The following is a 21,743-nucleotide window of genomic DNA, read 5'->3' as shown; positions in this document are numbered from 1 at the left end:
CGGGCGTGACCCCGCGTCTCAGGACGTCGGCGCCTCCTCCATCCCCAGCCGCATCGCCAGGTCCATGGCGCGCAGGCGGGCCGGCGAGACGTCGTAGGGCAAGCTCCGGATGATCTCGCCGGCGCTCCGGGCGCGGGAGCCCTGTGCGGGATCGGGGGCCGGCGCGGGGTCCTCGGGCGGGTGCGCCTCGTCCCACGCGTCGAAGATCGCCTCGTCCTCCTCGAGCTGACCGGACTCCTCGACGACGCGCATCAGCCGGGCCTCGAAGGCGTGCCGCTCCCGCGCCACCTGCTCCACCCGGGGGTCGTCCTCGGCGACCGTGTCGTCGAGGGCCTCCTCGGCGGCGTCGACGCGGTCGGCCTCCGCCCGCAGCGCCGGATCGGCGGCCAGGACCACGAAGCGGCCGGCCTGGGAGACGGCGCCCAGCGGGCCGAACATCCGCTCGGTGACCAGCAGGGTGTCGAGGTCGGCCTGGCGCAGCGAGCCCTCGGGTGCGCCCTCGAGGCGGCGCGAGACGATGTCGTCGAGCAGCCCCAGCCGGCCGCCGAGGGTCCGCATGCGCCGGACCGAGGCCCGCTTCCGCTGCAGCTCCTCCTCCTGCGCGGCGAGCGCGGCGTCCAGCCGCGCGAGGACGCCCGCGACCTCGTCCTCGCGGTCGGCGCTGTCCTCGGCGCCGGCCGGGGCTGCGACGGCGAAGGCGTCCCGGATGTCCTCGAGTGCGACCCCGGCGTCGGCCAGGCGGCGGATCCAGAGCAGCCGGATGATGTCGTCGTAGCCGTAGCGCCTGCGGCCGTCTCCGCCCCGCTCGCGCTCGGGGAGCAGGCCGAGCCGGTGGTAGTGGCGGATCGCCCGCGGAGTGACGCCGGCGAACGCGGCGGCGTCGCCGATCTGCACCTGGCGGGGCGGGGCGGGGAACGACTGCATGGGGGGCCTCTCCGATCGGGACGGTGTGCATCGAGCAGACCACATGACGCAGGGGCAGGAGCAAGCCGGCTCGGCCTGCTCCCGCCCCCGCGTCCCCTCGCGCTCAGCGCGCCAGGCGCACCGTCGCGATCTCGAACGGACGCAGCTCGAGGCGCACGTCGGCCGACTCCGCCTCGACGGAGCTCTCGATGCGGACCTGCTCGGTCGGGCGCTCCATCAGGTCGGTGCGGGTGACCGCCCGGACGGCGAAGGCGGCGCGGAGGGTCGCTGCGGCGCGGCGGCCGAGTGACTCGTAGAGCCGCACGATCACGTCGCCGCTCCCGTCGTCCGCCGCCTTCACGGCCTCGACGATCACCGAGGGGTCGTCGATCGACACCAGGGGAGCGACGGGCGCGGCGCCGGTGAGCCTGCGGACCGGGGTGTTCAGCGCGTAGCCGGCCTCGACGGCGTCGGGCAGCTCGGCGCCGACCACGAGCGAGACCGCAAGGCGGTGGCGGCCCTGGTCGGCGTCCGGGTCGGGGAACAGCGGCGCGCGCAGGAGCGAGAGCCGGACCGTGGTCGTCGGTGTTCCGGCCGCGGCGCGGTCGCGGGTGATGTCGTGCCCGTAGGTGGAGTCGTTGACGACCGCGACGCCGAAGCCCGGCTCGCCGACGTGCACCCAGCGGTGCGCGACGGTCTCGAAGCGGGCGGCGTCCCACGTCGTGTTCACGTGGGTCGGGCGGTGCACGTGGCCGAACTGGATCTCGGACGTCGCCCGGTCCGAGAGCAGGTCGAGCGGGAAGGCGAGCTTGAGCAGCTTGCGGCGCTCGTGCCAGTCGATGTCGAGGCCGAGGTCGACGGCCGCCCGGCCGATCTGCAGCGAGACGGTCTGCGCGACCGTGGAGCCGCCGAACGAGCGGGTGATCACGACCGCCGGCACCTCGCGGCCGAGCGGGTCGCTCACGGTGCCGGCGCGGACCGAGTCGACGCCGACGAGGTCCTCCACCGTGCGGCGGTAGTTGTCGTCGAGGTCCCAGGCGTCCCACTTGTTCGGGGTGTCGCGGTGGAGCTGGAGGAGCCCCGCGGCGGCGCCGGCGGGCACGACCTCCCGGCCGCTCGCGAGGTCCACGACCGACTCGAGGAGCCCGGAGGCGCCGATCCGCACCCGGACGAGCCCGTTGTCGAGGACATGGGCGTCGCCGTCGGAGCGGAGCGTCGGGGCCGAGTGCTCCGCGGCGGGGTCGGCCGCGGCCGCGCCGAGCGCCGGCACGCCCCCGACGGCGAAGGGGGAGGAGTTCACCAGCAGCTCCGCGGAGCCCTCGCCGGCGAGGGCGCCGACGGCCTCGGCGATCATCTCCTCGATCCGCTGCGCGATGCGGGCGTAGTTCTCCTCCGCCTCGCGGTGCACCCAGGCGATGGAGGTGCCGGGCAGGATGTCGTGGAACTGCTGCAGGAGGACCGTCCGCCACATCTCACGCAGCTCGTCGGCCGGGTACGGGACCCCGGCGCGGACGAGGGCCGTGGTCGCCCACAGCTCGATCTCGCGGAGCAGGTGCTCGCTGCGGCGGTTGCCCTGCTTGGTGCGCGCCTGCGACGTGTAGGTGCCGCGGTGGAACTCGAGGTAGAGCTCGCCCGACCAGGTGGGCGCGTCCGGGTACTCGGCCTGCGCCTCCTCGAAGAAGCGGCGGGGTGTGGACAGCTCGACGGTCGGCGAGCCCTCGAGGCTGCGCGTGCGGCGGGCGGCCGCGATCATCTCGCGGTTGGGGCCTCCTCCGCCGTCGCCGTAGCCGAAGGGCACGAGCGACATGGTGCCGCTGCCCTTCTCGGCGTACTGGCGCTCGGCGCGGGCGAGGTCCTCGCCGGAGAGGTCGGAGTTGTAGAGGTCGACGGGCGGGAAGTGCGTGAACACGCGGGTGCCGTCGATGCCCTCCCACCAGAAGGTGTGGTGGGGCATCGTGTTGGTCTCGTTCCACGAGATCTTCTGCGTGAGGAACCAGCGCCCGCCCGCTCCGGCGATGATCTGCGGCAGCGCGGCGGAGTAGCCGAAGGAGTCCGGGAGCCAGACCTCCTCGGTGTCGATCCCGAACTCGTCGAGGAAGAAGCGCTTGCCCTCGAGCAGCTGGCGCACGAGCGCCTCGCCGCCGGGCATGTTCGTGTCCGACTCGACCCACATCCCGCCGACCGGCACGAAGCGGCCCGCGAGCACGTGGCCGCGGACGCGCTCGAACAGCTCCGGGTGGTCGCGCTTCAGCCACGCGTACTGCTGCGCGGAGGAGGCGGCGAAGACGAAACCCTCCTCGCGCTCGATCAGATCGCAGACGTTCGAGAAGGTGCGGGCCACCTTGCGGGCGGTCTCGCGGGCGGGCCAGAGCCAGGCGGAGTCGATGTGGGCGTGGCCGACGGCGTGCAGGTGGTGCGCGCTGGCCGAGGCGGGCCGCTCGAGGACGGTCCGCAGCGCCTCCCGGCCCGCGGCGGCGGTGCCGGACACGTCGTCCGGATCGAGGACGTCGACGGCGCGGTCGAGGGCGCGCACGATCTCGGCGCGGCGCTGGGAGGACTCGGGCAGCTGCCCGATCAGCCCGACGAGCACGGCCATGTCCTGCTCCAGCTCCCAGACCTCCCGGTCGAGCAGCCCGAGCTCGAGGCGGCGGAGGCGGTAGAGCGGGTCGGACGGCAGGGCGCCGTCGGCGGGGCGGCCGCCGAGCGCCGTGGGGGTGAATGACCAGTCGCCGGTGATGTTCGGGTTGGCGGCGGCCTCGATGTAGAGCTCGACCGTGCGGTCGCCCGCCTCGCGGCCGGGCAGCCGGTCGAGCGGGACCGACTGGTTGAACGGCTCGACGGCCTTCACGACCGTGCCGGTCGCGGTGAAGACGAGCCCCTCCGCCTCGAAGCCGGACTGGGCGCCGGTGTAGCCGAGGTCGACGACGAGCTCGGGCTCGCAGCCGTCGACGCCGACCCAGGAGGCGGGGATCTCGCCGCGCACGTGGAACCACACGGTGCCCCAGGGGGCGCCCCACGGCTCCCCGATGCGGGCGGGCGCGTAGGACGCGGCCCGCGCCTGCTCGAAGGGGACCGGCTCGCCCGGAGCGGTCCACGACTCGATCCCGAGCGGCTCGACCGCCCGGTGGATCGCCGGCCGGAGGCTCTCGGCGCGGAAGCGGGCGATGCGGGCTTCGATGCGGGTGCTGTCGTCATGCATGCGTTCTGGTGCTCGTTCCGTGTGCGGTGGGGGAGGGCGGCGGCGCGGAGGGCGCCGCCGCCCGGGGTCAGGAGGCGATGACGACGCGGTGCCCGTCGGGGAAGACGGCCACCTTCCGCCAGGTGTCGCCGGAGCGCTCCCAGCCCTCGTTGACCTGCCCGGCCGGAGGGGTCGGGATGGTCTCGGGGGCGCGGGCGATCGTGGTGTAGCCGGCCGCGCGCTCCACCCGGCCGCGGCCGAGCTCGAACGAGGTCAGGCGTCCGTCGTCGACGATCAGCGAGCCCTCGTCCACTCCCGCGGCGCCGCGCTCGATGAACGGGTTCACGAGGCGCGTCTGGGAGGAGTCGCTGCCCAGCACGATCGCCTTCTGCTGCGGGAAGCGGCCGAGGCTGAGCCCGTAGAAGCCGCCGAGGACGGTGAGGTTGCGCACCTCGAAGTCCGCTCCGCCGTTCGTCAGGCCGACGCCGAGGCAGTTCGCGCCCGAGGTCGGGAAGAAGTTCGGGTTCACGATCATGTGGCTCGTGCCGGCCTCGATCAGCACCTCCCAGCCGTCGCGGGAGCCCTCCGAGCGGAAGTTGATCAGGGTCAGGCCGGAGTTGACCGAGCGCCGGTTCTCGTTGCGGATCGACCGGAGGCCGACCGTGCCGCCGATGGCCTGGCAGTCGAGCAGCGTCATGTTCGTCGGCGCGAGGAGGAAGCCGCCGAGGCCGGGGCTGATCGCCTCGACGTTGGTCATCGAGCCGCCGATGGAGGCCTTGCCCGAGTCCTCCACGCCCCAGCCGGCGGGGGCGACGATCTTGATCTTGTTCCAGGAGTTGGCGTACGAGTACTCGTCGTCGACGCCCGAGACGAAGGTGGCGCGCTCGCGGAAGATGCCCGACTTGCCGGTCTTCTGGATCCACAGGTTGCGGAACTCGCAGTTGACCAGCGAGCGCAGCGACATCCCGTGGCCGCCGGAGGGCGTGCCCGTCATCTCGAAGTCGGCGAGGACGACGCCGGTGGCCTTGTTGTTGTTGGCGGGGCCGGCCGCGTCGCCGGTCTGGCCGGAGACGGTGAAGATGTCGCGGGTCGAGCCCTCGATCTGGACGATCCTCGTCTGGCGCATGCCGGCGCCGACGATCTTCGGCCCGGCGTAGCCGTAGGGCGGCCCGTTCTCGGGCTGCACCGGGTAGCCGCGGTAGTCGACCGCGAGGCCCGTCACCCGGATCTCGCCGGCGGGCAGCGACACCTCGCCGCCCGGAGCGGTCATCGCCTTGTCGATGGCCGCCTGCACTGCGCGGGTGTTGTCGGCGCCGGCGCGGTCGTCCCAGCGGAACTCCTTGTCGAGCGGTGAGATCGGCCCCTCGGTGACGCTCAGGCGCTTCTTCTGCCCGGGAGCGTCGGCCGGGGGTGCGGCGGCGGCCGGAGTGGCGGCGCCGACGGCTCCTGCCGCGCCGGCGAGGGCGGCGGCGCCCCCAGCGAGGAAGAGGCGGCGCGAGTTGTCGGGCCTGCGCTGCGGATCGTGCTCGGGCTGGTGATCGGGCTTGTGCTGCCGATCGGGCCTCGGGGAGGCCGTGGTCTGGTTGTCTGGGTCTGCGGGATTCATCATCGTCGACGTTCCGCCCTCTCTCGCCCCGGATGGGCGTACGGCGATCCTTCGTCATCGGTAGCCTGAGGTCAAGACGTAATACCTATTACCAGGATGAAGCGGGGGTGTCCGGGTGCCGCGGATCACGCAGAAGGACATCGCGCGTCTCGCGGGAGTCAGCCAGACGACGGTGTCGTTCGTGCTCAACGACAAGGGCGAGCAGCTCGCCCGGGTCCCGGAGGCGACGCGGGCGCGGATCCTCAAGGCGATCCAGGAGACGGGGTACGTCGCCGACCCCATCGCGCGCCGCCTCAAGCAGGTCGGCACCGGCATGATCGGCGTCTACACCTACGAGAGCCTGTTCCCGCTCGACCGCGAGGACTTCTTCCACCCGTTCCTCGCCGGCATCGAGGAGGAGGCGCAGAACCGCGACATCGACCTCCTCCTGCTGACCAGCGGTCGCGTCGGCGGCCGTCGCGGCGGCCTCAGCGGCGGCACCACCCGGCTGCGCCTGGCCGACTCCTGCATCCTCCTCGGGCAGCGCATGCCCCGCGAGGAGCTCGAGTTCCTCAACGCGAGCGGCTTCTCCTTCGTCAGCATCGGCCGCCGCGACGACGCCGGCGGGCCCGTGCCCTACGTGGCCGCCGACTACGCGTCGATCGTCCGCGAGTTGATCTCCTGCGCGCGCGCCCTCGGCCACACCCGCTTCGCCTACGCCGGCCACGGCGAGGGCGTCGAGTCGTACACCGACCGCATGGCCGGCGCGCGGGCCGAGCTCGGCGACGGCTTCCTCCACCTCGTCCCGGGGCCGGAGGCGTCGCCGCGGGAGTGGATCCGCCGGATCGCCGCCGAGGGCGTCACGGTCGTCCTCGCCGAGCAGGAGGAGCAGTTCGTCCTCCTGCAGGAGGCCGCCGAGGCCGAGGGGGTGGCGGTGCCGGGCGACCTGTCGCTGGTGTCGCTCTCCGGATCGGCCGACCGCACCGGCTGGCAGGCCGGCTTCGAGCTGCCCCGGCGCGACATGGGGCGCCGCGCCGTGCAGATCCTCATCGAGGGCGATCCCGCGCGACGGGAGCAGCAGCTCCTCCGCTGCACGCTCGTCGACGGCGCCTCCCTGGCCGCGGCCCCGGCCTGACCGGCCGGCCCTGACCGCTCGGCCCTGAACGGCCGGGCTCAGCCCGAGTGGTGGCGCCCGATCGGCAGCACCAGCGGCGTCCGCGAGACCGGGTCCTCGATCACGCGCGACTCCATCCCGAACACCGCGCGCACCGCGTCCGGCGTCACCACCTCGGCGGGCGTGCCCGAGGCGTACAGGGCGCCGTCGCGCACGGCGACGAGGTGGTCGGCGTAGCGGGCGGCGAGGTTGAGGTCGTGCAGCACGATCACGATGGTCGTCCCGCGCGAGCGGTTGAGGTCGGTGAGCAGGTCGAGCACCTCGACCTGGTGCGACACGTCGAGGTAGGTCGTCGGCTCGTCCAGGAGGAGCACGTCGGTCCGCTGGGCGAGGGCCATCGCGATCCACACCCGCTGGCGCTGCCCGCCCGAGAGCTCGTCCACGGGGCGGTCGGCGAGCTCGAGCGTGCCGGTGTCGCGCAGCGCCTCCTCGACGATCGCGTCGTCGTCCGATCCGGAGCCGCGGCCGAAGAGGCCCCGGTGCGGGTAGCGGCCCCGGGCGACCAGGTCCGAGACGGCGATCCCCTCCGGCGCGATCGGGGTCTGCGGCAGCAGCCCCACCTGCTGCGCGACCTGGCGCGTCGGGAGCCGGTGGATCCTGCGCCCGTCGAGCAGGACGCTCCCCGAGCGCGGGGTGATCAGCCGCGCCATCGCGCGCAGGAGCGTCGACTTGCCGCAGGCGTTCGCGCCGACGATCACCGTGATCCGGCCGGGCGGCACGGCGAGTGAGAGCCCGTCGACCACCACGCGCTCGTCGTAGGCGAGGGTGACCGCGTTGGCGGCGAGGGTGGGCGGGGCGTCGGTCACAGGGAGCCTCCGGAGCGGTTGCGGCGGGCGAGGAGCCAGAGCAGGAAGGGCGCGCCGAGGGCGCCGGTGACGACGCCGACCGGGAAGCGCGCGCCCGAGAACAGCGCGCCGACGACGTACTGGGCGAGCAGGTCGGCGGCGAGCACCACGACCGCGCCGACCAGGGCGGAGGGAATCAGCAGCGAGCGCGCGCTCGGCAGGATCCGCCGCGCGATCGGCCCCGAGACGAAGGCGACGAACGCGATCGGGCCGGTGGCGGCGGTCGCGACGGCCACGAGGCCGACTCCGACCGCGAGCAGGGCCAGCCGGCTGCGCCGCACGTCGAGCCCGAGCGCGGTCGCCGACTCGTCGCCGAGCTGCAGCACGCCGAGCCGGCCCGAGAGCAGCAGCGCCAGCGGCACCAGCACGAGCATCGTCAGCGCGAGCGGCGGGACGGAGGGCCAGGCGGCCGAGTTGAGGCTGCCGGTCAGCCAGCGCAGCGACTCCTGGACGTCCTCGAAGTCGGCGCGGGTCTGCACGTAGGCGATCACGCTCTGGAACATCGCCGCGACGCCGATGCCGATGAGGATCAGCCGCGCCCCGATCACTCCGCCGCCCTCGGCCAGCCCGGCGATGATCAGGGCCGTCGCGAGCCCAGCCGCGACCGCGATCACCGAGACCGCGCCGCCCGAGAGCCCGAAGAACGCGATCGCGACGACGGCCGCCGCGCTCGCCCCCGACGTGATGCCGATGATGTCGGGGCTGGCGAGGGCGTTGCGCAGCATCGTCTGGAAGATCACGCCGCCCATCCCGAAGCCCACGCCCACCAGGACGGCCGTGATGGTGCGCGGCAGCCGCAGCGTGCCCACGGTGAAGGAGGCGCCCGGCACGGTCTCGCCGAGGATCACGCGGACGACCTCCGGCACCGAGTAGACCGTGCTGCCGACCGTGAGCGAGACGACGACGAGCGCCAGCACGAGCACCGCGAGGACCGCGCAGCCGATGACCGTGCGCCGACGGCGCAGCGTGCGGCCGGCCGCGATGCCGACCGCGGCGGGCGCCTCCGCGGTCCTCACAGCGCCCGCACCTTCGAGCGGCGCACGATCGCGATGAGCACCGGGGCGCCGATCAGCGCGGTCACGATGCCCACCTCGACGTCGCTCGGCCGGGCGACCACGCGGCCGACCACGTCGGCGACGAGCAGCAGCAGGGCGCCGAGCAGAGCGGAGGAGGGCAGCAGCCAGGCGTGCGCGGGGCCGGTGACGCGGCGGGCGAGGTGCGGGACGACCAGGCCGATGAATCCGATCGGTCCGGCGATCGCGGTCGCGGCGCCGCAGAGCAGCACGGCCGCGAGCCCCGCGACCAGGCGGATGCGCCCCACGCGCCGGCCGAGGCCGGTCGCCAGGTCGTCGCCGAGCGCCAGGGCGTCGAGCCCTCGCGCGCTGGAGAGGGCCAGCACCGCGCCGACCGCGAGGAACGGGAGGACCTGCAGGATGCTCGCGGTCTCGGCGCCGCCGACTCCGCCGACCTGCCAGAAGCGGAAGCGGTTCAGCGTGGTCTCCTGGGTGAGCAGGACCGCGCTGATGAGGGAGGTGAGCGCGGCGGCGGTGGCGGCTCCGGCGAGGGCGAGCTTCAGCGGAGTGGCGCCCTCGCGGCCGAGCGACGCGACCGCGTAGACGCACGCCCCGGCGGCGGCGGCTCCGAGGAACGCGAGCCAGATGAACTGCGGCAGGCTCGTCGCGCCGACCCCGGCGATCCCGAGCACGACCGCGAGCGAGGCGCCGGAGTTGAGGCCGAGGATGCCCGGATCGGCGAGCGGGTTGCGGGTCAGGCCCTGCATCACGGCTCCGGCGAGCCCGAGCGCGGCGCCGACCAGGATCGCGAGGACCGTCCGCGGCACCCGCCCCTGCACCGCCGCGTCGACGATGGACGCCGGATCGGGCGAGGTCAGCGCCGGCCAGACCTCGCCGAGCGGGATCTCGCGGGAGCCGTACACGAGCGAGAGGACCGACGCGACGGCCAGCGCGACGAGGGCGACCGCCAGCGCGGTCGCCCTCGTCTTCCGGGTGGGTGCGGTGCGGGTCACGACACCTTGTCGGCGGCCGCGGCGAGGCCGGCGGTGTACTCGTCGAGCACCCACGGGATGCTGAGCAGGTTCGGCGACGAGGTGGCCATGGCGGCGGAGGAGCCGTCCTCGAGCACGTAGACGGAGCCCCGCTCGACGGCCGGGATCTTGGAGAGCAGCGGGTCGGCCTGCAGTGCGGCGAGGGTCGTGTCGTCGCCGTAGACGACGAGCACGTCGGCGTCGAGCTGGTCGGCGTTCTCGGAGCTGATCGTGCCGCTGAACGCCTCCGAGTCGCCGGAGAGCTCGGCGACGCTCGGGGCGACGTCGAGTCCGAGGTCCTCGACGAACTTCACGCGCGCGTCGTTCGGCGTGTAGTAGGTGAAGGTGCTCGCGTCGGTCGGGTCGTACCAGCCGTACATGAACGTGGTGCCCGCGAGCTGCGGGTAGGACGCGGTGGTCTGCGTGATGTCGCTCTCGATCTCGCCGACCTTCGCGACGGCCTCGTCCTCGAGGCCCAGCGCGGCGCCGTCGAGCTTCGCGGAGTCCTGCCAGGTCGTGCCCCAGGGCAGGCCCGGGTAGGCGACGGTGGGGGCGATCTGGCTGAGGGTGTCGTAGTCCTGCCGGGTGATGCCGGAGTAGGCCGAGAGGATCACGGTCGGGCTGAGGTCCGAGATCGCCTCGAAGGGCACGCCGTCGGTCTCGTCGAACAGGGTCGGGGTCTCGGCGCCGGAGGCGTCGAGCGCTTCCTTCGTCCACACCAGCAGGCCGTCGCCGTCCTCGTCGCCGTAGGAGGCGCGGGTGAAGCCGACCGGGGTCACACCCAGCGCGAGCGCCACGTCCTGGTTGGTCCAGCTCGTCGCGACGACGCGGTCGGCCGACTCGACGGTGGTGCTGCCGAAGGCGTGGTCGACGGTGACGGGGAAGCCCTCGCTGCTCTCGGCGGCGCTGCTCTCGGACGTGCCCTCGGAGCCGGCGTCGGCTCCTCCCGAGCAGGCGGTGAGCAGCAGCGCGGCGAGGCCGAGCGAGGCGACGGCGGTCAGGCGGAGGGGGGTGCGAGTGGCGGGCACGGCGATCCTTCGAAGGGGGTGGTGTGGGTTGCGAAGGTTAACCTAACCTAACCGCCTGGACGGGGCCAGTGGCCGAGGGGATCAGCGGACGGGTCGCGCCTCCGCCGCCGCGTCCATCCGTCGCCCGCGGCCCGTGCCCGCCGCGGGGACGGGCCGCTGCTGACGGATCGATCGCGGGTGCGGCCCAGCGGGAGCATCGTTAGCGTGGAGGTCCGCGCCGATCGCCGGCGCCGAGGGGAGCCCCATGGATCAGACCGTCGAGATCGACGCCCGGGCGGAGGCCCTGCGCGCCGACCCCGAGAGCTTCGCCGCGATGGACGCGCTCTGGCGCAGCGTCTACGCCCTGCCGATGTGGTGCTTCATCGCGCGGGGGCCGGACGATGCGCCCACCCCCTTCGTCGGCGGCCTGGAGTCGGGGCCGATGGTCTTCGCCTTCACCACGGGGGAGCGCGCCCGCGCCGGGGCGCTGCACGCCGGCCTCTCCGACGAGGACGCGTCGCGCGTGCTGAAGGTGCCGATGCCGGCCGCGCTCGAGTGGATCGCGGCGATGGGGTCCTCCGGAGTCGCGGGAGTGGTCTTCGACCTGCCCCGCTTCGGGTACTTCGCGCCTCTCCAGAACCTGCTGCCGATGCGCGACTTCATGGCGGCGAACCCGCCGGCCTGAGCCCCGCCCCGTCGAGACCAGCGGATCCGCCGATACCAGCTGATCCGCCGGTTGTCGCCGCCCCGAACTGGTCACTGGACGACACTCGAGGATGGTGGGCCGGAGGCGCGCCCGTCCTCCGAGGACGAGGCCGGGAGACGCCGATGGGGAAGCTGCACTACGACGGATCGGTCGAGATCGACGTCGAGGACCGGGTGCTCGCCCACCTTCAGATCGTCCTCACCGCGAAGCTGCGCCGGGGGGAGTCGTGCCTGCTCACCTGGCGCGACGAGAACGGGATGAGCGACGGCCGCAGCGCGATCTGGCTGCACCCCTCGCACACGCTCCGCTACACCTACGCCGGCGGCCGCATGCCCCGCATCAACCCCGCCTGGATCTCGGCGCTCACCGATCTCGCGAACTCCGCCGGCGGCCTCCGCTTCGTCCCCGAGCCGCCGGAGCCCGGGCGTCCCCCCGGTGGGAGCGCTCGCCGGTGACCGGCGTCCGGCCCCGTTCCCGGCCTCGGGCTCAGCAGCCGGAGTCGGCGGCGTCCGCGTCGAGCGCCACCGCGGTGCCGAGCGCGATCAGCGACTGATCCGTCGCGACCGCGACCCTCGGGAAGCCGAGCGCTCGCAGCAGCCCGGCGCGCTCGCGGTCGCCGGCGTAGGCCCCGGCACCCTTGCCCGCGCGTCGGGCCGCCGCGGCGATCCTCGGCAGCGGGTCGTCCGGTCCGTCCGCGGCGAGCAGGTCGGACAGGTCCCGTCCGAGGCCGATCGCGAGGTCGAACGGGCCGACGAAGACTCCGCTCACGCCCGGCACCGCGAGGATCCGATCGACGGCGTCGAGGCCGGCCTGCGTCTCGATCATGACCCAGAGCGCGGTGCGCGCCTCGGCGGCCGACGGGGGAGTGGCGCCCCAGAGATCGGACATCGGCCCCCAGCTGCGGCGGCCGAGCGGCGGGTAGTGCGCGGCGCGGACGGCCGCGAGCGCCTCCTCGACCGTCTCGATCATCGGGACGACGACGACGTCCGCTCCGGCGTCGAGCGCCCTGCCGATCAGCGCGTCGGAGATTCCCGCGACCCGGACGCCGACGGGCGGCCTCCCGCTCACGGCGCCGAGCGCGCGAAGGGAGGCGAGGACCGCGGCGTCGTCGAACGCGCCGTGCTGCGCGTCCAGGCACAGCCACGCGGGCCCGCCGCGAGCGATCTGCGCGACGGTCAGCGGCTCCCCGAGCCGACACCACACCCCGTCGGCCCGTCCGTCACCGAGAACCCGTTCCGCATCCACGGGTCCGATCCTCGCGCACGGGGCGCCGCCTAGGCGAGGACCGCCAGTGTCGTCGACAGGATCCCGAGGACGACGCCCGCCCCGAGCAGGATCAGGCCGGTCAGGCGCAGCGCCCGCACCGCGTCGCTCCACCGGTGCAGGCGGATGCGGTGCGGATCCTCCTCGCGGTAGTGCACCTCCCGCTGGTCCGACCGCGTCGGCGTCAGCGGGTCCCCGGCGGACAGCGGAAGCGATCGCACCTCGCCGGCCCGGGTCACCCAGTGCAGCGCGAGGGGCGGACCCTCCTCGAGGTAGGCGGTCGTCGTCAGCCAGCGTCCGTCGATCAGCGCCGCGACGAACGCGGCGAGCAGGAACAGCACGCCGAGGGGGAGGGTGACCAGCGAGAGGGCCTCGGAGATCGTCTCCAGCATGCAGCGTCCCTCCGACCGGATCCGGTGCTGAGCGTACCGAGTCGGCGGCCGGCGCGTCCGCAGTGGGACGCGCCCCGCCGCCGAGCCCGCGGGCCTCAGCCCCAGGCGACCTCGAGGTCGACGACGAACGTCACTCCGAAGCGGTCGCGCAGCATCCCGTAGAGGGGCGACCAGGCCGCCGGGGCCAGGGGCACGACGACCGCCGCCCCCTCCGAGAGGCCGTCCCAGAGGCGGTGCAGCTCGTCGGCGTCGGAGCCGCGCAGCGACACGAACACCGGGATCGTGCCCGGGTCGTAAGCCGTGTGCGCGGGGACGTCGTACGCCATGACGCGGAAGCCGGCCTCGGAGACGACCTGGCCCCACATCAGCTGGTCGGCCTCGTCGGGCGCGGTGACAGCGTTCGCGTCCGCGTAGGACATCGCGTCGACCCGGCCTCCCGTGACCGAGGCGTAGAACTCCAGTGCCTCGCGGGCCTGTCCGCGGAAGTTGAGGTGGGTCGTCGTGGTGATGCTCATGGTGCGCTCCTCGCAGTCGTGCCGGGTCGATCACCCGGTGCCCCGACGCTCCCAGGAGAAGAGGACGGTGACGGTCCTCTTCTCGGAATACCCTCGGGACGTGCCCACGACGACCGAGCGGCTCCTCCTGCTCATCTCCCTCCTGCAGACCCGCCGCGACTGGCCGGGCGGAGTGCTCGCCGAGCGCCTGGGGATCGCGCCGCGCACGGTGCGTCGCGACGTCGACCGGCTCCGCACGATGGGCTACCGGATCGACGCGGCGAAGGGCACCGACGGCGGGTACCGGCTCGAGGCCGGCGCCGAGCTCCCGCCGCTGCTCTTCGACGACGAGCAGGTGCTCGCCCTCACCGCCGCCCTGCGCGCGCCGATCGCGGGGCTCGAGGAGGCGTCGGCCCGTGCGCTGGCGACGGTGCGGCAGGTCCTGCCCGCCCGGCTCCGGCCCCGAGCTGATGCGCTGCGCTTCACGGTCGCGGCGGCGCCGGCCCCCGCAGTCCCTCCGGAGCGGCTGGTCGCGGTCGCGGCGGCCGTCCGGGCCTCGGAGGTGCTCCGCTTCGCGTACGCGGAGGCGGTGCGCCGCGTCGAGCCCCACCACCTGGTCGCGCGTCAGGGCCGCTGGTACCTCATCGGCTTCGACCTCGACCGCGACGACTGGCGGGTGTTCCGCGTCGACCGGCTCGAGCCGCGCTCACCCCGCGGTGCCCGCTTCCGCCGCCGGGCGCTGCCGGTCCGGAGTCCCGCCGAGTTCCTGGAGGCGCGGTTCCGCGGCGGAGCGCCCGGGGAGGGGTGGCCGTGCCGCGGCTCGGTCGTGCTGACGGCGCCCGCCGCCGAGGTCCTGCCCTACGCGGGCGACGGGGAGGTGGAGGACCTCGGCGACGCGGGCTGCCGACTCGCCCTCGGCGCCTGGTCGTGGGAGGCGCTCGCCGCGTCGTTCGGCCGGTTCGACGCTCCGATGGCCGGGGCCGAGCCGCCCGAGCTGGCCGCCGCGTTCCGCGTGCTCGCGGAGCGGTACGCCGCGGCGGGAGCCTGACCGGACCGCGGCGGCCGTCCGGCGCCGCTACTTCGCCGAGTACCGGGCGCTCCCCGTGCTGCCGTCCGCCGTCGTGACCGTCAGCGTCCAGCAGGTGCCCCGCTTCGCGGGCACCGTCCACGCCTTCACGTAGCGGTTCGTCGCGGTGTCGTAGCGGAGGCGTCCGGTCAGGGTGGTCGTCGGCGCTCCGGTGAGGACGGCGCCGGCGGTGCAGGAGGTCTGCTTCTGCGTGACGCTGCGCACGTCGGCGAGGGCGGAGTGGCGGAACGTTCCCGCGGAGGACGTCGAGGTCACCTGGAACGTCATGCCGGTCACGGCGCCGGCGGCCACGCTCTTCACCGAGGTGCTGAGCCCGCCGATCGTCCACGGGGTCACGGTGTAGGACGCGGTGAGGGTCGAGACGTTGCCCGCCCGGTCGGTCGCGGTCGCCCGGTACACGTGCGGTCCGACGGAGCGGCTGCCGCCCGTGATCACGCAGTCGCCGGTGAGGCCCGAGAGCGCGTCGTCCGCGAGACAGCGCGCCTCCGGGAGCACGGTGCCGAAGGGGTAGGACCCCTCGGGCCTCGACGTGAACGAGAGCTGCGGCTTCGTGGTGTCGATGGCGATGCCGCTGCGGGTCGTCGTGGCGCGGTTGCCCGCGTTGTCGACGGCGGTGCCGGTGACGCTCTGGCCGGGGCCCTCGCGCAGGATCCGCGCGGGGGTGCAGCTGCGGATCCCGGAGCCGCTGCCGTCGGCGCAGGAGAAGCCGACGGAGACGGGGGAGCGGAACCAGCCCGCGGCGTTCGGAGCCGTCGGCGCGGTCGTCGCGGCGATGGTGGGGACTCCGGTGTCGACGATCCGGTAGGTCGCGGCGGCGGTCGTGGTCAGTCCTCCGGGGTCGGTCCAGGTGCAGGTCGCCGTGCGGGTGCCGAGGCCGTTCACGAGCGTGCCGGTGACGACGGCCTCCTCGCTGAACGTTCCGCTCTCCGCATCCGTGATCGCGCAGGCGGCCCTCGGCTCCGAGCCCTTCTCGTAGGAGGCGCCGTCGGTGGCGGAGGCGACCGTCACGACGGGCGGGGTGTTCGCGGGGACCACGCTGACCGTGTGCGGCACGCCGGCCGTGGTGCCGTACGCGTTCCGCGCGCTCACCGTGAAGGTGGAGTCGCCTGCGGTGGTCGGCCTGCCCGAGACGACGCCCTCCGGCGAGAGGGCCACCCCCGCGGGAAGGGCGCCGGACGAGACCTCGAAGGTCGCGGCCGGGCCGGACGCCGTGAAGGTCGCGGAGTAGCGGGTCCCGGTCTTGACGAGCGTCTCGGCGGTGTCGGCGGTGAGGGTCGGCAGCGGGCCGATCGCGAAGGCGTGGTTGAAGCCGACCGCGATGCCGGTGGCGCCGGTGATCCCGGCCGGGACGTCCAGCTCCGTGTCGCCGTCGGGGTGCAGGGAGACGACGGTGCCGTCGGACGTCAGCAGGACGCTGAAGCCGATGCCGGCGGCGATCGCGGTGATGCCGCCGAGATCGGCGGGGACCCGCGGCAAGCCGGAGTCGGCGGGGTCGCCCCAGGTGACGACGGTGCCGTCCCGCTTCAGGGCGAGGCTGTGGGAGTAGCTGACCGACACGGCGACGACGTCGCGGAGGCCTGCCGGGGCGGTGTACGCGCCCCTGTCGTCGCCGCCCCACGCCACGACGGTCCCGTCGGCGCGCAGCGCGAGGCTGTTCCAGCCGCCCGCGGCGATCGCGACCACTCCGGAGAGACCCGCCGGCACGTCGGTCGCTCCGAACTGATCCGAGCCCCAGGCCGCCACGGTCCCGTCGCCCCGCAGAGCGAGGGTGTGGTAGCTGCCCGCGGCGACGGCGGTCACGCCGCCGAGTCCGGCCGGGACGTCGGTCTGGCCCTGACGGTCGTCGCCCCACGCGACGACCGTCCCCTCCATCGTGAGGGCGATGCTGTGGAGGTACCCGGTCGAGATCGCCGTCACCTCGCGGAGCCCGGCCGGCACGTCCCGCTCGCCCTCCAGATCCGCTCCCCAGGCCTCGACGGTGCCGTCGGTGTGGAGCGCGAGGGTGTGGCTGTAGCTGCTCGCCACGTCCGTGAGATCGGACATGCCCGCCGGCACGTCCCACTCCCCGTTGAGGTAGCGCCCCCAGGCGGCGACGCCGTCGGCGAGGTGGTCGTTCCCGACCGGCACCGGGTCCGGCTCGGCGGAGGCGAGGGGAGCCGCGGTGCCGGCGAGCAGGGCGACGGTCGCGGTCAGAGCGAGCAGAGTGCGGCGCAGGCCCGCGGCGGTGCGGGCGGGGCGCGGGGAAGCGGGGTCGGTCACGGGCTCACGCTAGGGGCCGGCTCTCCTCCGCGGCGGGGGCGGGGGCGCCCTGTAGCGGACATGTCCTCAAGAGGGCGGAGCGCCGCTTCTCCAGGGCGGAGCCCGGGCCCTCCAGGGCGGAGCCCGTCCCCTCCAGGGCGGAGCCTGGCCCCTCGAGGCCCGCGGCGGAAGGGCTTGCCCGGATCCGCGGCGGGGGATTGGCTGGAGGGCAGGAGAGAGAGGTGTCACCATGACGCAGACCTTCCCCGCCTGGTTGCGGGATCAGCAGAAGAGGGACGACGAGGTCGGCCGCTTCGCGCAGGCCTTCGGCGGTCGCGACGACCTGCCCGAGCACGGCGGCCGCGCGATCTACGACGGCTACTTCGCCAGCGAGCCCGAGTCGGCGCAGGCCGATCTGGACCGCGCCTGGATGGAGTTCGAGGCGCACCCCGAGCCGTCCGCCACGTCCGACGAGCCGGAGGGACTCCGATGAGCGACCAGACCCCGAGCCCCGTCGAGGACCCGGACGACCAGTCCGACAAGCCGTCGCAGGCCGAGGGCGAGGACGAGCGCGACACCCCGCACGAGGTCCTGCCCGCCGAGGGCAAGCCCTCGAAGGCCGAGGGCTGAGCCGACGCACTGAGCCGACGCACTGAGCCGACGCACTCCCCGGAGGGGCGAATCCTGCAGAGGGTGCGCCCCTCCGTCGCGTCAGCGCCCGGTGACCGCCAGCAGCTCGTGCGCCGCGGCGCTGTCCGGGTAGCGGGAGAGCACGCGCTCCAGATCGCGCCGAGCAGGAGCCGTGCGCCCGTCCGAGAGGAGCGTGCTCGCGCGCTCGAGCAGCGCCTCCGCCCGCAGCTCCACGGGACGCGCGCTGGTGACGGTCGGGCGCACCACGCGGTCGAACGCCTCGAGGGCGCCCTCGATCAGGCCGAGCTCGCGGAGAGCGACGCCGCGGCGGATGAGCACCGCGGCGGAGGCGGCGTCCACGTTCTCGACGGGCGCCGAGAACTCGGCCACGTCGCTCCAGCGTCAGCGGGCGGAGTAGAGGGAGGCGAGGGTCGACGCCGCGAGGGTCGACGGCTCCAGGGTCTCGACCGCCACGACAGCCGCGGTCGGATCCATCGGTGCTGCCAGCTCGGCGTAGAGCAGGCGCAGCGCCGGGGCGTCGAGCGGCACCTCCACGTCGAGGCCGCCGCTCAGCGGCAGGCGGATGGTCAGCGCGATCCCGTAGCGGCGGAGGAAGGAGTCGGCCGACGGGTCGTAGCGGATGCGCACCAGCCAGCCGGTGAGCCGCAGAGCGCGGTCGTCGTCCGCGGAGTGCAGGGCGTCGCGGACGAGCTCGACGACGGCCGCGAGGCGCGAGCCCTCGGGGGAGCCGGTGGTCGCCTCGTGCAGGTCCTCCGCCGGCGCCCCGGCGCGCACGAGCCGGAGCAGGGGCGCCTCCCACGCCGGAGCGAGGGCGGAGGGGCGCACGAGACCCGGCCCGCCGGGCATGCCGAGCCAGCCGGACAGCCGGGAGCGGTGGTCCTCGGGGGAGAGCGGGTCGCCGGCCGCCCGGAGCCGGGGGCGTGTGAGGGCGCGGAGCTCACCGCTCCGTCGGAAGCCGACTGCCACGGCCGATCCCCCTCCGCGTGCGGCGGCGGCTGAGGACCGTCGATCCGCCGAGTCTACGGCGTCGCCCCCCGCCGTCACCCCCGAACGGGGAGCGACGCGCTGGCGGCGATCCCCCGCCTCCCGTCGTCGCCCCCCGGCGCTGTCAGGCGCCGATCGAGCCCGCCGTGCGCAGCGGCATCACGTCGGGCTTCTCGGCGGTGCTCGCGATCGTCACGACCGCCTTCTCCTCGTTCGAGCGGAGCACGGCGTCCATGATCTCGAGCACGTGCAGGGCCACGCGGCCGGAGGCGCGGTGCGGGCGGTCCTCTGCGATCGCCTCCGCGAGGTCGGCCAGTCCCACTCCGCGACCGGTGTCGATCACGCCGGCGGAGTCGGGGACGACCCGCCAGTCCTCGTCGCGGACGGCGACCTCGACCGGGTCCGAGAACATGTTCGGATCCGGGACCGAGATGGTGCCCTCGGTGCCGTAGACCTCGAACTTCGGGGCCCGGCTGCGCCAGACCTCGAAGCTCACGGTGACGGTGGTGGCGACTCCGCTCGCGTGCTCGAGCAGCGCGGTGATGTGCGTGTCGATCGTCACCTCGATCGGCGTGCCCGCCTTCGGCCCGGTCTCGATCGTGCGCGGGCGGTCGGAGCGGGTGGCCAGGCCCGTGACGCGGACGACCGGCCCGAAGAAGTGCACGAGCGCCGTCAGGTAGTACGGGCCCATGTCCAGCAGCGGGCCGCCGCCGGGCTGGTAGTAGAACTCGGGCGCCGGGTGCCAGCGCTCGTGGCCGGGAGCGGCCCAGTGCACCTGCGCGGCGATCGGGGTGCCGATCGCTCCGGAGTCGAGGGTGAGGCGCGCGGTCTGCACGCCGGTCCCGAGCACCGTGTCCGGGGCGCTCGCGAAGCGCAGGCCCAGCTCGTCCGCGAGGTCGAGCATCGGCGCGGCCTCGGCCGGGTTCAGCCCGAGCGGCTTCTCGGCGAAGACGTGCTTGCCCGCCTTCAGGGCGCGGGTGCCGATCTCGACGTGCGCCGCCGGGATCGTGAGGTTCAGCACCGCGTCGATCTCCGGGTCGTCGATCAGCGCGTCGACGGTGAGGGCGCGGACGCCCTGCTCGTCGGCGATCTGCTGCGCCCGCTGCTGGTTCAGGTCGGCGACCGCGACGAGGCGGAGGCCGGGGAAGGTCGGGAGGTTCGCGAGGTACTGCTCGCTGATCTTCCCGACGCCGATGATGCCGACTCTCAGCGGGACGCCCACAGCATTCCCCTCTCGATGATCGTGCGGACGTTGTCGTCCTGGAGGATCTCGACGCGGTGGCCCGGCGTCGAGACGAAGATGCGGCCCTCGCCCCAGAGGCGGGTCCAGATCGCGGGGGAGGTGATGGGGCGCTTCCACGGGTCCCACGGGCGGACGGCCTGCGTGGTCGTGGCGAGCACGTCGTTGTAGTCGTCGTGCAGCACCCAGTACTGCTCCGTGACCAGCTCGAAGTCGGTGATGCCCTGCGTGATCGGGTGGTCGGCGGCGAGGGCCGTCATCTCGATCGTGTGCGGCATGTAGTTGTCCGACTGCTCGCCGGTGCGCTCGTCCGGGTGCTTGCCGGGGTGCGAGGCGAACTGGCCGCCGATCAGCTGCAGGTAGTCGGAGTTGTCGCGGTAGGAGTCGGCGATCCCGCCGTGCCAGCCGGCGAGGCCCGTGCCGCGCTCGACCGCCGCGCGGAGGCCCAGGAACTCCTCCCACTGGATGGAGGTCATCGTGTTCGACTGCACGATCAGGTCGACGGTCCGCATGTACGCCTCGTCGGCGTACACGGCGGTCGACTCCTCGACGCGCACCTCGTACCCGTTGTCGCGGAGGAACGGCAGGAACAGCTCGGTCGCCTCGACCGGTTGGTGGCCGTCCCAGCCCCCTCGGACGACGAGGGCCGTCTTGCCGGGAGTGGTCGGGGAGTGGTCGGTCATCGTCGTCCTCACGTGCGGGCGGATCGCTCCGCGGTTCATCATCGAACAGGACTTGCGCAACTTATGCGCGGGAGCCCCGGCGTCCGACCATCATGCACCGCGGTTCCCGGCGGGAGCAAGCCGTCCTGCCGCAGGGCTAGTTGCGAAAGTCGGCATCCGCTACGGTGAGCACATGCCCGACCACGACGACGTCTCCGGAGCGACCACCCGCCCGACCATGGCGCTCATCGCCGAGCGCGCCGGGACGAGCGTCCCCACCGTCTCGAAGGTGCTCAACGGTGGCACCGACGTCTCGGAGGCGACCCGTCTGCGCGTGATGGAGGCGGCGCACGCGCTCGGCTACCGCCGCCGACCGCGCCTGCGCCCGCCGGTCGAGGATCCGCACTCCGCCCAGATCGTCGACGTCGTCGTCGGCCACATCGGCGGCACCTGGATCGGACCGGTCCTCGAGGGGATCGAGGCCGAGGCCTCCGCCGCCGGGGCCGACCTGGTGCTCACCCGCGCCCGCGACGACGGGGCCTGGATCAGCCGCCTCCTCCGCCGCCCCTCACTCGGCGCCATCGTGGTGCTGGTCAACGTCTCGGCCGCGCAGCTGCACCTGCTGACCACCGCCGAGCTGCCGGTCGTCGTCGTCGACCCCAGCACGCGGCCGCCGGCCGACGTCGCGAGCGTCGGCGCGACCAACTGGGACGGGGGCCGCATGGCCGCCGAGCACCTCCTCGACGCCGGCCACACCCGCTTCGGCGTCCTCGGCGGCACCCGCACCCAGCTCTACAGCAGCGCCCGGATCGACGGCTTCACCACCGCGCTCCGCGCCGCCGGGGTCGAGGATCCGCGGGTCGCCTACTGCGACTGGGACCGCGAGCTGGCCCGCGAGGCCGCCGGGCTGATGCTCGCCGAGCCGGACGCGCCGACCGCCTTCTTCGCCTGCTCCGACGTGATGGCGCTCGGCGTCTACGAGGCCGCCGACGACGCCGGCCTCCGCATCCCGCGAGACCTCAGCGTCATCGGCTTCGACGACGTCGAGGAGTCGGCCTGGGCGACCCCGCCGATGACCACGATCCAGCAGCCCATCGGCGAGATGGGCGCCATCGCCTTCCGGATGCTGCACCAGGCGCACCGGTCGGCGACCCCGCTCGCCTCGGGAGCCTCGGCCACCCGCATGGAGCTGGAGACGCGGCTGATCCGCCGCGCCTCCGTCGCGCCCGTGCGCGTCTAGCGCCGCCCGCTCGCCCTCCCACCCCGCCCCCCCCTCGGGATCGATGCGTC

At 74.2% G+C, this 21,743-nt stretch carries 22 protein-coding genes; 7 read left to right on the top strand and 15 right to left on the bottom strand.

Annotated features, from left to right (window positions below; all coding sequences use genetic code 11):
• Positions 1-18: 18 nt before the first annotated feature.
• From C5C71_RS14415 to C5C71_RS14405, 3 genes are all read right to left on the bottom strand, one after another.
• Complete coding sequence (locus C5C71_RS14415; protein WP_104273802.1) at positions 19-924, bottom strand: MerR family transcriptional regulator; 906 nt, start codon at positions 922-924, stop codon at positions 19-21.
• Positions 925-1,027: 103 nt separating this feature from the next.
• A complete protein-coding gene (locus tag C5C71_RS14410) occupies positions 1,028-4,102 on the bottom strand; it encodes a glycoside hydrolase family 38 C-terminal domain-containing protein (protein WP_104337936.1) in 3,075 nt (1,024 codons plus the stop codon).
• A 67-nt stretch (positions 4,103-4,169) separates the two neighbouring features.
• Positions 4,170-5,690: a hypothetical protein gene (locus C5C71_RS14405; protein ID WP_104337935.1), complete on the bottom strand. Its 1,521-nt coding sequence runs from the start codon at positions 5,688-5,690 to the stop codon at positions 4,170-4,172.
• 112 nt (positions 5,691-5,802) lie between these two features.
• Between C5C71_RS14405 and C5C71_RS14400 the strand changes: the two genes are divergently transcribed.
• Positions 5,803-6,801, top strand: a complete 999-nt coding sequence (locus C5C71_RS14400; RefSeq protein ID WP_104227154.1) for a LacI family DNA-binding transcriptional regulator — start codon at positions 5,803-5,805, stop codon at positions 6,799-6,801.
• Between the two features lie 38 nt (positions 6,802-6,839).
• Here C5C71_RS14400 and C5C71_RS14395 read toward each other — a convergent pair whose 3' ends face one another.
• The 4 genes from C5C71_RS14395 to C5C71_RS14380 are packed head-to-tail and all read right to left on the bottom strand — an operon-like array spanning position 6,840 to position 10,757.
• Positions 6,840-7,646, bottom strand: coding sequence for an ABC transporter ATP-binding protein (locus C5C71_RS14395; RefSeq protein ID WP_104337934.1), 807 nt, complete (start codon positions 7,644-7,646; stop codon positions 6,840-6,842).
• Entirely contained in the window at positions 7,643-8,701 is a 1,059-nt protein-coding gene (locus C5C71_RS14390) for an iron chelate uptake ABC transporter family permease subunit (RefSeq protein ID WP_104337933.1), read from the bottom strand. Before C5C71_RS14390 ends, C5C71_RS14395 begins: the two co-directional genes overlap by 4 nt.
• Positions 8,698-9,711, bottom strand: coding sequence for an iron ABC transporter permease (locus C5C71_RS14385; protein WP_104297730.1), 1,014 nt, complete (start codon positions 9,709-9,711; stop codon positions 8,698-8,700). The genes C5C71_RS14390 and C5C71_RS14385 overlap by 4 nt, the downstream gene beginning before the upstream one ends.
• Entirely contained in the window at positions 9,708-10,757 is a 1,050-nt protein-coding gene (locus C5C71_RS14380) for an iron-siderophore ABC transporter substrate-binding protein (protein ID WP_181027213.1), read from the bottom strand. The genes C5C71_RS14385 and C5C71_RS14380 overlap by 4 nt, the downstream gene beginning before the upstream one ends.
• 244 nt (positions 10,758-11,001) lie before the next feature.
• On the opposite strand from C5C71_RS14380, the gene C5C71_RS14375 reads away from it, so the two are divergent.
• Entirely contained in the window at positions 11,002-11,421 is a 420-nt protein-coding gene (locus C5C71_RS14375) for a hypothetical protein (protein ID WP_104224305.1), read from the top strand.
• Positions 11,422-11,564: 143 nt separating this feature from the next.
• Positions 11,565-11,897, top strand: a complete 333-nt coding sequence (locus tag C5C71_RS14370) for an ATP-dependent DNA ligase (protein ID WP_104337932.1) — start codon at positions 11,565-11,567, stop codon at positions 11,895-11,897.
• Positions 11,898-11,928: 31 nt separating this feature from the next.
• Here C5C71_RS14370 and C5C71_RS17685 read toward each other — a convergent pair whose 3' ends face one another.
• The 3 genes from C5C71_RS17685 to C5C71_RS14360 form a co-directional block, all read right to left on the bottom strand.
• On the bottom strand, positions 11,929-12,687 hold the full coding sequence (locus tag C5C71_RS17685; RefSeq protein WP_181065726.1) for an HpcH/HpaI aldolase/citrate lyase family protein: 759 nt from the start codon (positions 12,685-12,687) through the stop codon (positions 11,929-11,931).
• Between the two features lie 29 nt (positions 12,688-12,716).
• Complete coding sequence (locus C5C71_RS17680; RefSeq protein ID WP_181065725.1) at positions 12,717-13,097, bottom strand: hypothetical protein; 381 nt, start codon at positions 13,095-13,097, stop codon at positions 12,717-12,719.
• A 95-nt stretch (positions 13,098-13,192) separates the two neighbouring features.
• Positions 13,193-13,612, bottom strand: coding sequence for a VOC family protein (locus tag C5C71_RS14360; RefSeq protein ID WP_104224302.1), 420 nt, complete (start codon positions 13,610-13,612; stop codon positions 13,193-13,195).
• 100 nt (positions 13,613-13,712) lie between these two features.
• On the opposite strand from C5C71_RS14360, the gene C5C71_RS14355 reads away from it, so the two are divergent.
• On the top strand, positions 13,713-14,639 hold the full coding sequence (locus C5C71_RS14355; RefSeq protein WP_258068736.1) for a YafY family protein: 927 nt from the start codon (positions 13,713-13,715) through the stop codon (positions 14,637-14,639).
• A gap of 27 nt (positions 14,640-14,666) precedes the next feature.
• On the opposite strand, the gene C5C71_RS14350 is transcribed toward C5C71_RS14355, so the two are convergent.
• Positions 14,667-16,937, bottom strand: coding sequence for a PxKF domain-containing protein (locus C5C71_RS14350; RefSeq protein ID WP_104337929.1), 2,271 nt, complete (start codon positions 16,935-16,937; stop codon positions 14,667-14,669).
• 229 nt (positions 16,938-17,166) lie between these two features.
• Here C5C71_RS14350 and C5C71_RS14345 point away from each other — a divergent pair, with 229 nt between their 5' ends.
• Both C5C71_RS14345 and C5C71_RS17675 read left to right on the top strand, forming a co-directional pair.
• On the top strand, positions 17,167-17,409 hold the full coding sequence (locus C5C71_RS14345) for a hypothetical protein (RefSeq protein WP_104227148.1): 243 nt from the start codon (positions 17,167-17,169) through the stop codon (positions 17,407-17,409).
• The gene (locus C5C71_RS17675; RefSeq protein WP_159940045.1) at positions 17,406-17,546 is read left to right on the top strand and encodes a hypothetical protein; all 141 of its coding nucleotides are present in this window, start codon (positions 17,406-17,408) and stop codon (positions 17,544-17,546) included. The genes C5C71_RS14345 and C5C71_RS17675 overlap by 4 nt, the downstream gene beginning before the upstream one ends.
• A gap of 81 nt (positions 17,547-17,627) precedes the next feature.
• On the opposite strand, the gene C5C71_RS14340 is transcribed toward C5C71_RS17675, so the two are convergent.
• From C5C71_RS14340 to C5C71_RS14325, 4 genes are all read right to left on the bottom strand, one after another.
• Positions 17,628-17,936 (bottom strand): tol-pal system YbgF family protein, encoded by a 309-nt coding sequence (locus tag C5C71_RS14340; RefSeq protein ID WP_104324567.1) that lies wholly within the window; start codon positions 17,934-17,936, stop codon positions 17,628-17,630.
• Positions 17,937-17,948: 12 nt separating this feature from the next.
• Complete coding sequence (locus C5C71_RS14335) at positions 17,949-18,533, bottom strand: hypothetical protein (protein WP_104337928.1); 585 nt, start codon at positions 18,531-18,533, stop codon at positions 17,949-17,951.
• Between the two features lie 142 nt (positions 18,534-18,675).
• Complete coding sequence (locus tag C5C71_RS14330) at positions 18,676-19,773, bottom strand: Gfo/Idh/MocA family protein (protein WP_104337927.1); 1,098 nt, start codon at positions 19,771-19,773, stop codon at positions 18,676-18,678.
• A complete protein-coding gene (locus C5C71_RS14325) occupies positions 19,758-20,474 on the bottom strand; it encodes a ThuA domain-containing protein (protein ID WP_104269630.1) in 717 nt (238 codons plus the stop codon). The genes C5C71_RS14330 and C5C71_RS14325 overlap by 16 nt, the downstream gene beginning before the upstream one ends.
• A gap of 172 nt (positions 20,475-20,646) precedes the next feature.
• On the opposite strand from C5C71_RS14325, the gene C5C71_RS14320 reads away from it, so the two are divergent.
• The gene (locus C5C71_RS14320) at positions 20,647-21,693 is read left to right on the top strand and encodes a LacI family DNA-binding transcriptional regulator (RefSeq protein ID WP_104295812.1); all 1,047 of its coding nucleotides are present in this window, start codon (positions 20,647-20,649) and stop codon (positions 21,691-21,693) included.
• Positions 21,694-21,743 lie beyond the last annotated feature (50 nt).

Origin of the sequence: Rathayibacter sp. AY1C1 (assembly GCF_002932105.1) — a bacterium.
Lineage (GTDB): Bacteria > Actinomycetota > Actinomycetes > Actinomycetales > Microbacteriaceae > Rathayibacter.
This window is presented reverse-complemented; position numbering and strand designations above follow the sequence as displayed.

What these genes read in the sequence shown, in the direction of transcription:
- C5C71_RS14415 (WP_104273802.1), bottom strand. Translation starts at nt 924, where the DNA reads ATGCAGTCGTTCCCCGCCCCGCCCCGCCAGGTGCAGATCGGCGACGCC.
- C5C71_RS14410 (WP_104337936.1), bottom strand. Translation starts at nt 4,102, where the DNA reads ATGCATGACGACAGCACCCGCATCGAAGCCCGCATCGCCCGCTTCCGC.
- C5C71_RS14405 (WP_104337935.1), bottom strand. Translation starts at nt 5,690, where the DNA reads ATGATGAATCCCGCAGACCCAGACAACCAGACCACGGCCTCCCCGAGG.
- C5C71_RS14375 (WP_104224305.1), top strand. Translation starts at nt 11,002, where the DNA reads ATGGATCAGACCGTCGAGATCGACGCCCGGGCGGAGGCCCTGCGCGCC.
- C5C71_RS14370 (WP_104337932.1), top strand. Translation starts at nt 11,565, where the DNA reads ATGGGGAAGCTGCACTACGACGGATCGGTCGAGATCGACGTCGAGGAC.
- C5C71_RS17680 (WP_181065725.1), bottom strand. Translation starts at nt 13,097, where the DNA reads ATGCTGGAGACGATCTCCGAGGCCCTCTCGCTGGTCACCCTCCCCCTC.
- C5C71_RS14360 (WP_104224302.1), bottom strand. Translation starts at nt 13,612, where the DNA reads ATGAGCATCACCACGACGACCCACCTCAACTTCCGCGGACAGGCCCGC.
- C5C71_RS14345 (WP_104227148.1), top strand. Translation starts at nt 17,167, where the DNA reads ATGACGCAGACCTTCCCCGCCTGGTTGCGGGATCAGCAGAAGAGGGAC.
- C5C71_RS17675 (WP_159940045.1), top strand. Translation starts at nt 17,406, where the DNA reads ATGAGCGACCAGACCCCGAGCCCCGTCGAGGACCCGGACGACCAGTCC.
- C5C71_RS14325 (WP_104269630.1), bottom strand. Translation starts at nt 20,474, where the DNA reads ATGACCGACCACTCCCCGACCACTCCCGGCAAGACGGCCCTCGTCGTC.
- C5C71_RS14320 (WP_104295812.1), top strand. Translation starts at nt 20,647, where the DNA reads ATGCCCGACCACGACGACGTCTCCGGAGCGACCACCCGCCCGACCATG.